Origin of the sequence: Stenotrophomonas sp. Sm6012 (assembly GCF_030985895.1) — a bacterium.
Lineage (GTDB): Bacteria > Pseudomonadota > Gammaproteobacteria > Xanthomonadales > Xanthomonadaceae > Stenotrophomonas > Stenotrophomonas forensis.
Window position 1 is genome coordinate 1 of record NZ_JAPTFX010000118.1, and the last position, 15,504, is coordinate 15,504.

9 protein-coding genes and 1 pseudogene are annotated in these 15,504 nt (G+C 67.3%); 6 read left to right on the top strand and 4 right to left on the bottom strand.

Annotated features, from left to right (window positions below; genetic code table 11):
* Positions 1-216: 216 nt before the first annotated feature.
* Positions 217-753, top strand: coding sequence for an adenine phosphoribosyltransferase (locus O0J73_RS17070; protein ID WP_164087782.1), 537 nt, complete (start codon positions 217-219; stop codon positions 751-753).
* Positions 754-850: 97 nt separating this feature from the next.
* Here the strand turns inward: O0J73_RS17070 and dbpA are convergent, their stop codons facing one another.
* Together dbpA and O0J73_RS17080 are read right to left on the bottom strand one after the other, a co-directional pair.
* On the bottom strand, positions 851-2,227 hold the full coding sequence (gene dbpA / locus O0J73_RS17075; protein WP_133934431.1) for an ATP-dependent RNA helicase DbpA: 1,377 nt from the start codon (positions 2,225-2,227) through the stop codon (positions 851-853).
* An 84-nt stretch (positions 2,228-2,311) separates the two neighbouring features.
* A complete protein-coding gene (locus O0J73_RS17080; RefSeq protein ID WP_308309211.1) occupies positions 2,312-3,391 on the bottom strand; it encodes a YeiH family protein in 1,080 nt (359 codons plus the stop codon).
* A 102-nt stretch (positions 3,392-3,493) separates the two neighbouring features.
* Here O0J73_RS17080 and O0J73_RS17085 point away from each other — a divergent pair, with 102 nt between their 5' ends.
* Together O0J73_RS17085 and O0J73_RS17090 are read left to right on the top strand one after the other, a co-directional pair.
* A complete protein-coding gene (locus O0J73_RS17085; RefSeq protein WP_308309212.1) occupies positions 3,494-4,369 on the top strand; it encodes a LysR family transcriptional regulator in 876 nt (291 codons plus the stop codon).
* Between the two features lie 180 nt (positions 4,370-4,549).
* Positions 4,550-6,430 (top strand): ATP-binding cassette domain-containing protein, encoded by a 1,881-nt coding sequence (locus tag O0J73_RS17090; RefSeq protein ID WP_197564784.1) that lies wholly within the window; start codon positions 4,550-4,552, stop codon positions 6,428-6,430.
* 101 nt (positions 6,431-6,531) lie between these two features.
* On the opposite strand, the gene O0J73_RS17095 is transcribed toward O0J73_RS17090, so the two are convergent.
* Together O0J73_RS17095 and O0J73_RS17100 are read right to left on the bottom strand one after the other, a co-directional pair.
* A complete protein-coding gene (locus tag O0J73_RS17095; RefSeq protein ID WP_006430887.1) occupies positions 6,532-6,993 on the bottom strand; it encodes a cytochrome c in 462 nt (153 codons plus the stop codon).
* Positions 6,994-7,002: 9 nt separating this feature from the next.
* The gene (locus tag O0J73_RS17100; protein WP_049457840.1) at positions 7,003-7,392 is read right to left on the bottom strand and encodes a c-type cytochrome; all 390 of its coding nucleotides are present in this window, start codon (positions 7,390-7,392) and stop codon (positions 7,003-7,005) included.
* A 205-nt stretch (positions 7,393-7,597) separates the two neighbouring features.
* On the opposite strand from O0J73_RS17100, the gene O0J73_RS17105 reads away from it, so the two are divergent.
* The 3 genes and pseudogenes from O0J73_RS17105 to O0J73_RS17115 all read left to right on the top strand — a co-directional run bounded on the left by O0J73_RS17105 (position 7,598) and on the right by O0J73_RS17115 (position 15,344).
* Positions 7,598-8,749: a MexH family multidrug efflux RND transporter periplasmic adaptor subunit gene (locus tag O0J73_RS17105; RefSeq protein ID WP_008266938.1), complete on the top strand. Its 1,152-nt coding sequence runs from the start codon at positions 7,598-7,600 to the stop codon at positions 8,747-8,749.
* 62 nt (positions 8,750-8,811) lie between these two features.
* A pseudogene (locus O0J73_RS17110) lies at positions 8,812-12,267 on the top strand (efflux RND transporter permease subunit); the annotation flags it as partial.
* Complete coding sequence (locus O0J73_RS17115; protein WP_308309216.1) at positions 12,264-15,344, top strand: efflux RND transporter permease subunit; 3,081 nt, start codon at positions 12,264-12,266, stop codon at positions 15,342-15,344. The pseudogene O0J73_RS17110 and the gene O0J73_RS17115, both read left to right, overlap by 4 nt.
* The last annotated feature ends 160 nt before the right edge of the window (positions 15,345-15,504 follow it).

Consider the following 15,504-nt stretch of genomic DNA (forward strand, 5'->3'; position numbering starts at 1 on the left):
GCGGCATGGATGCCGCGGCCAAGCCCCCAAGGATGGGTTTACGGCGTCTCCCGCAACCGGACCCACCCCGCCATCCCTCGGAATGCGGCTTTTGCTTTCGCCTTTGCTTGCGCGGTGGCCTCTGCAGGTGCCGGGCGCAGCCCGGCCGAGACCCCTCAACAGGCAGGCAACGGCCGGAACAGGTACCCTATGCCGCCATCAGATAGCCAACGTGACATGACCGACGCCCTCGTCGCTCCGCAGTGGGCCTCCCGCCTGCGCGACATCGCCGACTTCCCCAAGCCCGGCATCCTCTTCAAGGACATCATGCCGCTGCTCGCCCACGGCGATGACTTCCGTGGTGCGATCACCGCGATGGCCGACCGTTGGCGCGACCAGAAGCTGGACGCGGTGGTCGGCATTGAATCGCGTGGTTTCATCCTCGGCGCCGCGATGGCGCTGGAACTGGGCGTGGGCTTCGTGCCGGTACGCAAGCCGGGCAAGCTGCCGGGCCAGGTGCTGCGCGAGGAGTACACGCTGGAATACCGCAGCGACTGCATCGAAGTGCACGCCGATGCGCTGCCGGCCGGCGCCCGTGTCGCGATCATCGACGACGTGCTGGCGACCGGCGGCACACTGGTCGCCGCGTTGTCGCTGGTGCGCCGCCTGGGTGTCGACGTGGTCGGTGCCGGCGTGCTGGTCGAGCTGGACGGCCTGGGTGGCCGTGCCCGCTGGGAAGCGGATCTGCCGCTGCACACTGAACTGGTGTTCTGATCGTAGGGTGAGTGCCAACCAAGGTTGGCACCTACCAGAGCGAACCGCCGTCAACCGGTAGTTGCCAACCTTGGTTGGCACCCACCCGGTCAGGCCATTACATCATCCGCACGCGGAATCGACGGCCCTTGATCTTGCCGGCTTCCAGCTTCGCCACGGCCTTGTTTGCCTGCTCGCGGGCGATCGCCACGTAGGAGCGGGTCGGGAAGATCGCGATCTTGCCGATGAACTTGCTTGACAGGCCGGCGTCACCGGTCAGTGCGCCGAGGATATCGCCCGGGCGCAGCTTGTCGGTCTTGCCGCCATCGATGCGCAGCGTGCGCATCGCCGCCTGCGGCAGTTCGGCCGGGCGCGAAGTCGCCAGCGGCGTTTTCTGCCAGTCCAGCGGCTGACCCATCTGCGCTTCGATCGCTTCGGCACGGGTCTTCTCGCGGCCGGCCACCAGGCTGATCGCCAGGCCACTGGCGCCGGCACGGCCGGTACGGCCCACGCGGTGCTGGTAGCTCTCCACGTCGGTCGGCAGTTCGTAGTTGATCACCGCCGCAAGCTCTTCCACGTCCAGCCCGCGCGCGGCCACGTCGCTGGCCACCAGCACGTTGCAGCTGCGGTTGGCCAGCAGCAGCAGCACTTCCTCGCGGTCGCGCTGCTCCATGTCGCCGTGCAGGGCGAGGGCGGAGAAGCCGAACTGCTGCAGCGAGTTGGCCACTTCGTCCACGTCCTTGCGGGTGTTGCAGAACACCACCGCCGATTCGGGCGTGTACTTCAGCAGCAGGCCGGCCAGTGCCTTCTGGCGGTGGGCCGGTTCCACCTCGCAGAACAGGTGGCGGATCGCGGGCGCCTGGTCGGCACCTTCCACGGTCACTTCCACCGCATCGCGCAGCAGGTCGCGTGCCATGGCACGGATGCTGTCGGGGAAGGTGGCCGAGAACAGCAGGCTCTGGCGATCCTTGTGGGTGCGGCCGGCGATCTCGCGGATCGGCTCCTCGAAGCCCATGTCAAGCATGCGGTCGGCCTCGTCCAGTACCAGCGTGCGCACCGCACCCAGATTCAGCGCGCGCTTGCGCGCCAGTTCCTGCACGCGGCCGGGGGTGCCGACCACCACGTGTGGGTCGTGGCCTTCCAGCGACGCCAGCTGCGGGCCAAGCGGCACACCGCCCACCAGCAGCAGCAGCTTCAGGTTGGGAATGCCGGTGGCCAGCTTGCGGATCTGCTTGCCGACCTGGTCGGCAAGTTCGCGGGTCGGGCACAGCACCAGCGCCTGCACGCGGATCAGGCTGGGGTCGATGGACTGCAGCAGGCCCAGGCCGAAGGCGGCGGTCTTGCCGCTGCCGGTCGGCGCCTGTGCGATCACATCACGGCCTTCGAGGATGGCCGGCAGGCTCTGCGCCTGCACAGGGGTGAGGGTGGTGTAGCCGAGGGCATCCAGGCCGGGCTGCAGGGCCGGGCTCAGCGGCAGGGTCGAGAAGTCAGTCATGGCGCATTGTACCCGTCCGCGCGGCAGCTCCCGTCCTGGGGCCTTCATCCATGTGGATGCCGACCTGGGTCGGCACGCTCCTGCTCAGCCCAGCACCGCCAGCACGCCCTGGTGGATCGCCAGCCCACCGAACAGCAGCCAGGCGAACAGGATCAGCGCCAGCAGCAGCGGCTTCAGCCCAGCCTGGCGCAGCGCCGAGACGTGGGTGGTCAGGCCGAGTGCGGCCATCGCCATGGCCAGCAGCACAGTATCCAGCTGCACCAGCCCGGCCTGCAGGCCGGCCGGCAGCAGGTGCAGCGAGTTGAACCCGGCCACCGCCACGAAGCCAAACGCGAACCACGGCACCACGATGCGCGCCTTGCTGCCATCAGCGCTGGCCTTGCCGCCACGCGCCAGCCACAGCGACAGTGCGACCAGGAACGGCGCCAGCAGCATCACCCGCACCATCTTGGTGATCACCGCGGTATCGGCCGCCGCTTCGCTGACCGCGCGGCCCGCGGCCACCACCTGGGCCACTTCGTGCACCGTCGCGCCAGTGAACAGGCCGTACTGGCGCGCGTCCATCGCCAGCCAGCCATGCGACTGCATCAGTGCATACAGGGCGGGATACAGGAACATCGCCAGCGTGCCGAACACCACCACCGTCGACACTGCGACGGTGACCTGCGCCGTACGGCCGCGCACCACCGGCTCGGCAGCCATCACCGCCGCCGCGCCGCAGATTGCGCTGCCGGCACCGATCAGCATTGCCGCCTCGCGCTCCATCCTGAAAACACGCACGCCCAGCCAGCAGGCCAGGCCGAAGGTGCTGGCGACCACCAGCACGTCCATCAGCACACCGGTTACGCCCACATGGCCGATGTCCTGGAAGGTCAGGCGCAGGCCGTACAGCACGATGCCGGCACGCAGCAGCCAGTGTTTGGAAAAGCCGACGCCGGCCGCGCTGCTCGGCGCCAGCCGCGGGTAGAGGGTGTTGCCGACCACGATGCCGGCGACGATGGCCACGGTCAGCGCGCTCAGGCCGTGCGCCTGCAGCCACGGAAGCTCGGCCAGGTATAGCGAGGCCGCCGCGATCAGGCCCACCAGCAAAAGGCCGGGCAGGCGCGGTTGCCAGCGCTGGCGCAGGGCGGGCAGGGACCAGGGGGAGAGGGCAGGGACATTCATGACGTGGACGGGGCTGAAGTGATGGCGCCAGCGTGCGCCAGTGTGATTGACCTGTAAAACGAATAATATTGGTGTAATCTACCTATCAAGCGGGTAATTGCCATGCGCCTGACCTTGCGCCAGCTGCAGGTCTTCGTCGCCATCGCCGACCACGGCAGCACCACCGCCGCCGGTCAGGCCATCGCGCTCTCGCAGTCGGCCAGCAGTGCCGCCCTGCAGGAGCTGGAGGCACATTTCGGCACCCCGCTGTTCGATCGCATCGGCCGTCGCCTGGCCCTGAACGGGCACGGCCGAGCGTTGCTGGAGCCGGCGCGCGCGCTGCTGGTCAATGCCGCCGACCTGGAGCGGCAGCTGGCCGCGGGCGGCGACCCGGCACAGGGCGCACCGCTGCGGCTGGTGCTGGCCGCCAGTACCACCATCGGCAACTACCTGCTGCCACCGCGCATCGCCCAGTTGCTGCGGCAGGCGCCGCAGGCCGAGGTCGACCTGCGCATCGACAACAGTGCCGGCGTGGTCGCTGCCGTGCAGCGGCTGGACGTCGATGCGGGCCTGATCGAGGGCCCGTGCCACGAGCGTGGCTTGCAGGTGACCGCCTGGCAGCAGGATCCGTTGGTGATCGTCGCGGCCGCCGACGCCCCGGCGCGATGGAGATTGGATGAACTGCGCAGCGCCCGCTGGCTGCTGCGCGAACCCGGCTCTGGTACCCGCGAGGCGGTCGAACAGGCCCTGCTGCCGCACCTGCGCGGTTTCGCCCAGACCCTGCAGCTGGGCAACACCGAAGCCATCAAGCAGGCCGCGATCGCCGGACTCGGCCTGGCCTGCCTTTCCCGCCACGCGCTGGAAGAGCCGCTGGCTCTCGGCCGCCTGCGCGTGCTGGACACCCCGCTGCCCACCCTGCAGCGTACCCTGTGGCTGGTACGCCACCCGGGGAAGCACTGGTTGCCGGGCTTGCAGGCGTTGCTGGGGGACTTGGGGTAAGCCATCGATTCCCATGTGTCGACCAAGGTCGACACCCACCAGAGCGGAATGCCGTCCCGGCAGATCGCGATGACCCGCCTGCCACCGTAAGCCGCTTTTGACGTTGCTTTGGCTGCGGCCGTTGCCTCTGCGGGTGCCGGGTGCAACCCGGCCGACGCCCCCAACCCGTACAATATCCGGATGCCTCTGATTACTCTGCAGAACGTCGACTTCAGCGTCGGCGGCCCGTTGTTGCTGGAAAAGGCCGAACTGTCGATCGAGCCGGGCGAACGCATCGCCCTGATCGGCCGCAACGGCGCCGGCAAATCCACCCTGCTCAAGCTGCTGTCCGGCGACCACAAGCCCGATGACGGCGAAGTCCGCGTGCAGCAGGGCGTGCGCGTCACCCGCCTGGAGCAGGAAGTGCCGCACGGCGCTGCCGGTTCGGTATTCGACGTCGTCGCCGATGGCCTGGGCGAACTGGGCCAGTGGCTGGCCGAATTCCACCATCTCAGCCATGCCGAAGTATTCGATGGCGAAGCACTCGGCAACGTGCAGGCCAAGATCGACGCCGCCAACGGCTGGGGACTGGACCAGCGCGTCAGCGAAACCCTGACCAAGCTCGACCTCGACGGCGACGCCGAGTTCGGCCGCCTGTCCGGCGGCATGAAGCGCCGCGTGCTGCTGGCGCGCGCGCTGGTGTCGAGCCCGGACGTGCTGCTGCTGGACGAACCGACCAACCACCTCGACATCGAAGCCATCGATTGGCTCGAAGCGTTCCTGAAGGGCTGGAGCGGCAGCGTGGTGTTCGTCACCCATGACCGCCGCTTCCTGCGTGCACTGGCCACCCGCATCGTCGAGATCGACCGCGGCCAGGTCACCAGCTGGCCGGGCGACTGGGCCAACTACGAGCGCCGCCGCGAGGAACGCCTCAACGCGCAGGCGCAGGAAAACGCACGCTTCGACAAGCTGCTGGCGCAGGAAGAAGTCTGGATCCGCCAGGGCATCAAGGCGCGCCGTACCCGTGACGAAGGCCGCGTGCGCCGCCTGAAGGCGATGCGCACCGAACGTTCGCAGCGCCGTGATCTCAGCGGCAACGTCAAGATGGAAGCCGCACAGGGCGTCAGCTCGGGCAAGAAGGTCATCGACGTCAAGGACATTTCGTTCGCCTTCGGCGAGCGCACCATGGTCCGCGATTTCACCACCACCATCCTGCGTGGCGACCGCATCGGCCTGATCGGCCCCAACGGCAGCGGCAAGACCACGCTGCTGAAGCTGCTGCTGGGCGAACTGCAGCCGGCCAAGGGCGAGGTCAACGCGGGCACCAACCTGCAGATCGCCTATTTCGACCAGTACCGTGCGGTGCTGCGCGAAGACTGGAGCGCGATCGAGAACGTGGCCGAAGGCCGCGATTTCCTTGAGTTCAACGGCAAGCGCAAGCACGTGCACGCCTACCTGCAGGACTTCATGTTCACCCCGGAACGCGCGCGTGCGCCGATCACCCGCCTGTCCGGTGGCGAGCGCAACCGCCTGCTGCTGGCCAAGCTGTTCGCGCAGCCGTCCAACCTGCTGGTGATGGACGAACCGACCAACGACCTGGACGTGGAAACCCTGGAACTGCTGGAAGAGCTGCTGGGTGAGTACACCGGCACCCTGCTGCTGGTCAGCCACGACCGTGACTTCATCGACAACGTGGTGACCTCCACGCTGGTGATGGAAGGCGACGGCGTGATCGGTGAGTACGTGGGTGGCTACAGCGACTGGCAGCGCTACGCGGCCAGCATCGCTGCACCTGCCGCGGCCCCGGCAGCCAAGCCGGCGGCAGCTGCACCGGCCGCCACGGCGGCTGCTCCCGCAGCGCCCAAGCGCAAGCTGGCCTACAAGGAAGCGCGCGAACTGGAACAGCTGCCGAAGACCATCGAGAAGCTGGAAGGCGACGTCGAAGGGCTGACCTCGGCGATGAACGACCCGTCGTTCTACACCCGCAGCAGCGCCGAAGTGACCGCGCACACGCAGCAGCTGGCCAAGGTCCAGGCCGAGCTGGATGCCGCGTACGCGCGCTGGGAAGAACTGGAAGGCTGAGCGCCGGTCGGCGCTGCCGGTGGACAATCAGTAGATCCACGCCATGCGTGGATGGCGGCATCAGTGCGGACCAAGGTCCGCACCCACCGGGGGGCCAGCGGTCATTTGACCCCGTGCAGATCCCGCAGCTGGCTCGGCCGGCTGCCGAAGTACGCCGCCAGATCGGCGATGTCCTGATCACTCAGGTCCTTCGCCTGCGGCGTCATCAGCGCATGCTGGCGGTCACCGGCGCGGTAGGCCTGCAGGGCATGCGCCAGGTAGTCACCGTACTGGCCACCCAGCTTCGGATAGGTCGCATCGATCGGCGCATTGCCGTCCGCCCCGTGGCAGTCGATGCAGCTCTGGTTGGTGGCCTTGCCCTTCACCTTGGCGCGGGCTTCGCCGGCGGCCTCGCGGCCTGCAGGCAGGCCGGCCGATGAAGAAGAACCGTGTTCGCCGCTGGCATGGCCCGGGTCGGCGGCGGATTTTTCGCTGTTTTCCACCTGCGACTGCGAACAGGCGGCCAGCAGCAGGGCAACGGACAGGGCGATGGCATGACGCATCGGATGCGCGGCTTTCGACATGGGCGGGCCTTACTTGACGGTGGACAGGTAAACAGAGAGATCGGCGATCTCCTGTTCGCTGAAGCTCATCGACTGCGCCTGCATCGTCGGATGCCGGCGCTTGCCCTGGCGGTACTCGGTCAGGGCCTGGGCCAGGTACTGCTGGGTCTGGCCGCCGATCTTCGGCACCCGGTAACTGGGGTAGGCGTTCTTGTAGCCGGTGATGCCGTGGCACCCCTGGCAGGTGTAGGCCAGGACGCGGCCATTGTCGAAGTTGCCGGTGGGGGCGGCAGGCGCCGCGGCAGCGGCGGGAGCCGGGGCCGGGGCAGGTGTGGCAGGAGCAGGAGCGGGCTGTGCGGCGGCCCCAAGGGGCAGGAGGACGGCCAGAGCGAGACAAGCGGCGAGCGGCTGCGGGCGCATGGTGTCGTTTCCGGGGATTCGGGTCTGGTCGTTCCGGCGTGGGGTACGGAACGCCCCGAGTATAGCCCCAGGTTTCATCTAGCTGAAATGGGGGTGGGCCGACCAGCGGCGTGAAGGCACCATGACCTTTGGGATATGGTGTGGCCGTGAAGTGGTGCATTACTTTGCTACCACACCTGTCCACGCATCCTCCAGGGACCTGACGATGTCGCACCCAACCTTCCTGTCCGGCCGTCGCAGCGGAATCTGCGCTGCCGCACTGCTGATCTCCACCTCCCTGCTGCTGGGCGGTTGCGCCGCAGGGCCCAATTCCGAAGCCAAGGCCGCCGAGACCAAGGAGGAGAAGAAGGTCGATGCGGTCCCGGTTGAAGTGGCGGTGGCCAGCCACCGCGCCGTGGCGGCCAGCTACACCGGCACCGCCGCACTGGAACCGCGCGCCGAATCGCAGGTGGTGGCCAAGACCTCCGGCGTGGCGTTGGCGGTGCTGGTCGAGGAAGGGCAGCGGGTGACCGCCGGCCAGCCGCTGGTGCGGCTGGACCCGGACCGCGCACGCCTGGCCGTTGCACAGAGCGAAGCGCAGATGCGCAAGCTGGAAAACAACTACCAGCGCGCACAGAAGCTGGTTGGCCAGCAGATGGTCAGCGCCGCCGATGTCGACCAGCTGCGCTTTGACCTGGAAAACGTCCGTGCGCAGTACCGCCTGGCCACGCTGGAACTGTCCTATACCACGGTGGTGGCGCCGATCTCCGGCGTCATCGCGTCGCGCTCGATCAAGACCGGCAACTTCGTGCAGATCAACACGCCGATCTTCCGCATCGTCGACAACTCGCGGCTGGAAGCCACGCTCAACGTGCCCGAGCGCGAGCTGGCTACCCTGCGTGCTGGCCAGCCGGTGACGCTGGTTGCCGATGCGCTGCCGGGCCAGAGTTTCACCGGCACCGTCGATCGCATCGCACCGGTGGTCGATTCGGGCAGCGGCACGTTTCGCGTGGTCAGTGCCTTCGACGGTGCCGCGCACGCGCTGCAGCCCGGCATGTTCGGGCGCATCCGCATCGATTACGACCAGCGCGCCGATGCGCTCGTGGTGCCGCGCCTTTCGTTGCTCGACGACGGTGAGCCGGCGGTGTTCCGGGTGCGCGAAGGCAAGGTCGCACGGGTTCCGGTCAAGCTGGGTTACGCCGAGGGCCCGTGGGTGGAGATCCGTGATGGCCTGGCGGCCGGTGATCAGGTGGTCACCGCCGGCAAGGTCGCCCTGCGCGACGGCACCGCGGTGCAGGTGATCGCCGATCCGAAGGCCAAGGCGAAGACGGTCGCAGCGTCCGCCACGCCGGCAGACAAGGCCGGGAGCAAGCAATGACCGCCCCGGGCCACGACCACGGTGCCTCGCCGGCGAGCGACGGCGCCGCCGCCGGCCTGCGCGGCGGCCTGGTGGAATTCGCCACCCGCCGCCGCGTGACCATCGCCATGTGCACGGTCACCCTGCTGCTGTTCGGCCTGATCGCGCTGGGCAACCTCAAGGTCAACCTGCTGCCCGACCTGAGCTACCCGACGCTGACCGTGCGTACCGAGTACACCGGTTCGGCGCCCACCGAAATCGAAACCCTGATCACCCAGCCGGTCGAAGAAGCGGTCGGCGTGGTCAAGAACCTGCGCAAGCTGAAGTCGGTCTCGCGCACCGGCCAGAGCGACGTGGTGCTGGAGTTCGCCTGGGGCACCAACATGGACCAGGCCAGCCTGGAGGTGCGCGACAAGATGGAAGCGCTGAACCTGCCGCTGGAGGCGAAGGCCCCGGTGCTGCTGCGCTTCAATCCGTCCACCGAGCCGATCATGCGCCTGGTGCTGTCGAGCAGGACCGCGCCGGCCAGCGATGCCGATGCGGTCCGCGAGCTGACCGGCCTGCGTCGTTATGCCGATGAAGACCTGAAGAAGAAGCTGGAGCCGGTCTCCGGCGTGGCCGCGGTCAAGGTCGGCGGTGGCCTGGAAGACGAGATCCAGGTCGACATCGACCAGCAGAAGCTGGCCCAGCTGAACCTGCCGATCGACACCGTCATCAAGCGCCTGAAGGACGAGAACATCAACATCTCCGGCGGCCGCCTGGAAGAAGGTTCGCAGCGTTTCCTGGTGCGCACCGTCAACCAGTTCGCCGATCTGGAAGAGATCCGCAACCTGCTGGTCACCACCCAGGGAAGCAATGGCAGCGCGGCTGATTCGGCGCTGCAGCAGATGTTCAACATCGCCGCCTCGACTGGTTCGGCAGCGGCCATCGCGGCGGCCTCGGCGGCGCAGAGCGCATCGTCCGGCGGCGGTTCCAGCGTGGTCGCCAACGGTGTGCCGGTGCGCCTGAAGGACGTGGCCACCGTGCGCCAGGGCTACAAGGAACGCGAAGCGGTGATCCGCCTGGGCGGCAAGGAATCGGTCGAGCTGGCGATCTACAAGGAAGGCGACGCCAACACCGTGTCCACCGCCGAAGCGCTGCGCAAGCGCCTGGAGCAGATCAAGGGCACGTTCCCGGCCGATGTCGAGATGACCACGATCGAGGACCAGTCGCGCTTCATCGAGCACGCCATCGCCGACGTCAAGAAGGACGCGGTGATCGGTGGCCTGCTGGCGATCCTGATCATCTTCCTGTTCCTGCGCGATGGCTGGAGCACGTTCGTGATCAGCCTGTCGCTGCCGGTCTCGATCATCGCCACGTTCTTCTTCATGGGCCAGCTCGGCCTGAGCTTGAACGTGATGTCGCTGGGCGGCCTGGCGCTGGCCACCGGCCTGGTGGTGGATGACTCGATCGTGGTGCTGGAAAGCATCGCCAAGGCCCGCGAGCGCGGCCTGGGCATCCTGCAGGCGGCCATCGCCGGTACCCGCGAAGTGAGCATGGCCGTGGTCGCCTCGACCCTGACCACCATCGCGGTGTTCCTGCCGCTGGTGTTCGTCGACGGCATCGCCGGCCAGCTGTTCCGCGACCAGGCGTTGACCGTGGCGATCGCCATCGCGATCTCGCTGCTGGTGTCGATGACGCTGATCCCGATGCTGAGCTCGCTGAAGGGGCGGCCACCGCTGGCGTTCCCGGAAGAGGCACCGAATGAACCGTGGCAGCCGCAGAACCGCTGGCAGAAGCCGGTCGCGCTGGGCCGTCGTGGCTTCGTCGCGACCGTCCGATGGGGCTTCTATGCGTTGGCCTGGCTGGTGGTACGCCTGTGGCGCGGCGTGGTGGCGGTGGTCGGCCCGGTGATGCGCAAGGCCAGCGATCTGGCGATGAAGCCCTATGCGGGTGCCGAGCGCGGCTATCTGCGCCTGCTGCCAAGCGCGCTGGCCCACCCCGGCAAGGTGCTGGGCGTGGCCACGATCATCTTCGTGGCGACCATGGCACTGGTGCCGATGCTCGGTGCCGACCTGATTCCGCAGCTGGCACAGGACCGTTTCGAAATGACCGTGAAGCTGCCGGCCGGTACGCCGCTGAAGCAGACCGATGCACTGGTGCGCGAGCTGCAGCTGGCGCATGGCAAGGGCGAGGGCGTGGCATCGCTGTACGGCGTCAGCGGCAGCGGCACCCGCCTGGATGCGAGCCCGACCGAAAGCGGCGAGAACATCGGCAAGCTGACCGTGGTGATGGAAGGCGGTGGCAACGCGCGTACCGAAGCGGCCATCACCGAACGCCTGCGCGGCACCATGGGCCAGCATCCGGGCGCCCAGGTCGATTTCGCACGGCCGGCGTTGTTCAGCTTCTCCACGCCGCTGGAAATCGAACTGCGCGGGCAGGACATGGCGACCCTGGAAGTGGCCGGCCAGCGCCTGGCGGCGATGCTGCGCGGCAATGCGCACTACGCCGACGTGAAGTCGACGGTGGAAGAGGGCTTCCCGGAAATCCAGATCCGCTTCGACCAGGAGCGTGCCGGTGCATTGGGCCTGACCACCCGCCAGATCGCCGACGTGGTGGTGAAGAAGGTGCGTGGCGACGTCGCCACCCGCTACAGCTTCCGCGACCGCAAGATCGACGTGCTGGTGCGGGCGCAGGAAGGCGACCGCGCCAGCGTGGAGAGCATCCGTCGCTTGATCGTCAACCCGGGCAGCACGCGCCCGGTCACCCTGGACGCGGTGGCCGATGTGGTCGCCACCACCGGTCCGAGCGAGATCCATCGTGCCGATCAGACACGCGTGGCCGTGGTGTCGGCCAACCTGCGCGACATCGATCTCGGCGCGGCCATGCGCGAAGTGCAGCAGATGGTGGCCGAGCAGCCGCTGGGTGCGGGCGTTGGCCTGCATATCGGCGGCCAGGGCGAGGAACTGGCACAGGCGGCGAAGTCGCTGATCTTTGCCTTCGGCCTGGCGATCTTCCTGGTCTACCTGGTGATGGCTTCGCAGTTCGAATCGCTGCTGCATCCGTTCGTGATCCTGTTCACCATCCCGCTGGCGCTGGTCGGTGCGATCCTCGCGCTGATGCTGACCGGCAAGCCCATTTCGGTGGTGGTGTTCATCGGCCTGATCCTGCTGGTCGGCCTGGTCACCAAGAACGCGATCATCCTGATCGACAAGGTCAACCAGCTGCGCGAGGCCGGCGTGGCCAAGCACGAGGCGCTGGTGGAAGGGGCGCGCTCGCGCCTGCGGCCGATCATCATGACCACCCTGTGCACGCTGTTCGGCTTCCTGCCGCTGGCGGTGGCGATGGGCGAGGGTGCCGAAGTACGCGCGCCGATGGCGATCACCGTGATCGGCGGTCTGCTGGTTTCGACCCTGCTGACCCTGCTGGTGATCCCGGTGGTGTATGACCTGATGGATCGTCGCGGTGATGCGTACTACCGTGAACGCGGCCGCAAGCACGCAGGTGAGATCGAGCCGGGTGCCGCCGGCAGCGCGGCGGGTGCGGAGGAACCGGCATGAGCGTTGCCGAGTTCTCCATCCGCCGTCCGGTCACCACCATCATGTGCTTCGTGTCGCTGGTGGTGATCGGCCTCATTGCTTCGTTCCGGTTGCCGCTGGAAGCGCTGCCGGACATCTCCGCGCCGTTCCTGTTCGTGCAGATTCCTTACACCGGTTCGACCCCGGAGGAAGTGGAGCGGACCATCATCCGCCCGGTCGAGGAATCGCTGGCGACGATGACCGGCATCAAGCGCATGCGCTCGTCGGCGACCTCCGAGGCGGCGCTGATCTTCATCGAGTTCAGTGATTGGGACCGTGATATCGCCATTGCTGCCTCCGATGCCCGCGAGCGCATCGATGCGATCCGCAGCGACCTGCCCGATGACCTGCAGCGCTATAACGTGTTCAAGTGGTCCAGCAGCGACCAGCCGGTCCTGAAGGTGCGCCTGGCCAGTACCACCGACCTGACCACCGCCTATGACATGCTCGACCGCGAGTTCAAGCGGCGCATCGAGCGTATTCCGGGCGTGGCCCGCGTCGATATCACCGGCGCGCCGCCGAACGAGGTGGAGATCGCCATCGATCCGAACCGGCTCAACGCGCACGGGCTGAGCATCAACGAACTGAGCGAGCGCCTGCGCACGCTGAACTTCTCGATCTCGGCAGGGCAGATCGACGACAACGGCCAGCGCGTGCGCGTGCAGCCGGTGGGCGAGATCACCGATCTGCAGGAGATGCGTGACCTGGTGATCAACGCCAAGGGCCTGCGCCTGGGCGACATTGCCGACGTTCGGTTGAAGCCGGCGCGCATGAACTACGGGCGCCGCCTGGACGGCAACCCGGCGGTCGGCCTGGACATCTTCAAGGAGCGCAGTGCCAACCTGGTGGAGGTCTCGCGTGCCGCGCTGGCCGAGGTCGAATCGATCCGTGCCGAGGCGTCGATGCGCGACGTGCAGATCAAGGTGATCGACAACCAGGGCAAGGCGGTGACGTCATCGCTGCTGGAGCTGGCCGAGGCCGGTGCCGTTGGCCTGATCCTGTCGATCACCGTGCTGTTCTTCTTCCTGCGCCACTGGCCTTCGACCCTGATGGTGACGCTGGCGATCCCGATCTGCTTCACCATCACCCTGGGTTTCATGTACTTCGTCGGGGTGACGCTGAACATCCTGACCATGATGGGCCTGCTGCTGGCGGTGGGCATGCTGGTCGACAACGCCGTGGTGGTGGTGGAGAGCATCTACCAGGAGCGCGAGCGCATGCCGGGGCAGCCGCGGCTGGCTTCGATCATCGGTACCCGCAACGTGGCCATCGCGCTCAGCGCGGGCACGTTGTGCCACTGCATCGTGTTCGTGCCGAACCTGTTCGGCGAGACCAACAACATCAGCATCTTCATGTCGCAGATCGCGATCACCATCTCGGTCTCGCTGCTGGCTTCGTGGCTGGTTGCGGTCAGCCTGATCCCGATGCTGTCCGCGCGCATGGCCACGCCCAAACTGGTGCACTCGCAGACCGGCATGATCGCGCGGCTGCAGCGACGCTACGCCACGCTGCTGGACTGGTCGCTGCACCATCGCGGCTGGAGCCTGCTCGGCATCATGCTGGTGGTCCTGGTCAGCCTGGTGCCGATGAAGCTGACCAAGATCGACATGTTCGGCGGTGATGGTGGCAAGGACATCTTCATCGGCTACATGTGGAAGGGCGCCTACACCTATCGGCAGATGTCCGATGAAGTGGCACGGGTGGAGAACTGGATCGACCAGAACCGCGAGCGCCTGCATGTGAAGCAGGTGTACTCCTGGTACAGCGAGCAGGAAGGCAGCTCGACCGTGGTCACCCTGGACGAGAAGTACGCCAAGGACATCAAGGCGCTGCAGGAAGAGCTGCGCAAGGGCCTGCCCAAGTCCGCCCGCACCGACTACTTCGTCGGCAACCAGGGCGGCGACGGTGGCGGCGGTGGCAACCAGGGCGTGCAGGTGCAGCTGGTCGGCGACTCCAGTTCGATGCTGCAGGAGATCGGCCAGGAAGTGGTGCCGCTGCTGGCCCAGCGTGCCGAGCTGCGCGACGTGCGCATCGACAACGGCGAGAAGGGCGGTGAACTGAAGGTGCGCGTCGATCGTGAGCGTGCCGCGGCATTCGGCTTCAATGCCGAGCAGGTGGCCAGCTTCGTCGGCCTGGCGCTGCGTGGCGCACCGATGCGCGAGTTCCGCCGCGGCGACAACGAGGTGCCGGTGTGGGTGCGCTTCGCCGGTGCCGAGCAGAGCAGCCCGGAAGACCTGGCCGGCTTCAGCGTGCGCACCGGTGATGGCCGCAGCGTGCCGCTGCTGAGCCTGGTCACCGTCGATGTCGGTTCGTCCGCCACCCAGATCGGCCGTACCAACCGCCAGACCACGCTGACCATCAAGGCCAACCTGGCCGAGAAGGTCACCGCGCCGGATGGCCGCAAGGCGATGGAATCGGTGCTCAAGCCGATGAACTTCCCGGCCGGCTATGGCTTCACCTTCGACGGCGGCGACTACGGCAACGACGACGAGGCGATGCAGCAGATGGTGTTCAACCTGCTCATCGCACTGGTGATGATCTACGTGGTGATGGCGGCGGTATTCGAATCGCTGCTGTTCCCGGCGGCGATCATGAGCGGCGTGCTGTTCTCGATCTTCGGTGTGTTCTGGCTGTTCTGGATCACCGGCACCTCGTTCGGAATCATGTCCTTCATCGGCATCCTGGTGCTCATGGGCGTGGTGGTGAACAACGGCATCGTGATGATCGAGCACATCAACAACCTGCGGCGCGGCGGCATGGGCCGCACCCAGGCGCTGGTGGAAGGCTCACGCGAGCGCCTGCGCCCGATCATGATGACCATGGGCACGGCGATCCTGGCGATGGTGCCGATCTCGCTGACCAATACGCAGATGTTCGGCAATGGCCCGGAGTACGCGCCGATGGCGCGCGCGATCGCCGGGGGCCTGGCGTTCTCGACCGTGGTCAGCCTGCTGTTCCTGCCGACCATCTACGCAGTGCTGGACGACCTGCGCAGTGCGGTTACGCGACTGATCCGTCGTGCGCGCGGTCTGGAGGTCGTGGCGGGTACCCCGGTGTAGGGGTCGAGCTTGCTCGACCGTAAGCAGCGACAACGTATTGTGGTGTGGGGGAGGCCGGTCGTAGTGGGGCGGCCTCCCCCTTTTTTCGTTCGCCGCGTCCGTTTGCCTTCTGTAGAGCCGAGCCATGCTCGGCTGCCTTTCGCCGCGTCGCGGCGCCGGG

Coding starts and splice junctions, on each gene's coding strand:
- O0J73_RS17100 (WP_049457840.1), bottom strand. CDS start 7,392: ATGCGCCCGCAGCCGCTCGCCGCTTGTCTCGCTCTGGCCGTCCTCCTG.
- O0J73_RS17080 (WP_308309211.1), bottom strand. CDS start 3,391: ATGAATGTCCCTGCCCTCTCCCCCTGGTCCCTGCCCGCCCTGCGCCAG.
- O0J73_RS17070 (WP_164087782.1), top strand. CDS start 217: ATGACCGACGCCCTCGTCGCTCCGCAGTGGGCCTCCCGCCTGCGCGAC.
- dbpA (WP_133934431.1), bottom strand. CDS start 2,227: ATGACTGACTTCTCGACCCTGCCGCTGAGCCCGGCCCTGCAGCCCGGC.
- O0J73_RS17090 (WP_197564784.1), top strand. CDS start 4,550: ATGCCTCTGATTACTCTGCAGAACGTCGACTTCAGCGTCGGCGGCCCG.
- O0J73_RS17085 (WP_308309212.1), top strand. CDS start 3,494: ATGCGCCTGACCTTGCGCCAGCTGCAGGTCTTCGTCGCCATCGCCGAC.
- O0J73_RS17115 (WP_308309216.1), top strand. CDS start 12,264: ATGAGCGTTGCCGAGTTCTCCATCCGCCGTCCGGTCACCACCATCATG.
- O0J73_RS17095 (WP_006430887.1), bottom strand. CDS start 6,993: ATGTCGAAAGCCGCGCATCCGATGCGTCATGCCATCGCCCTGTCCGTT.
- O0J73_RS17105 (WP_008266938.1), top strand. CDS start 7,598: ATGTCGCACCCAACCTTCCTGTCCGGCCGTCGCAGCGGAATCTGCGCT.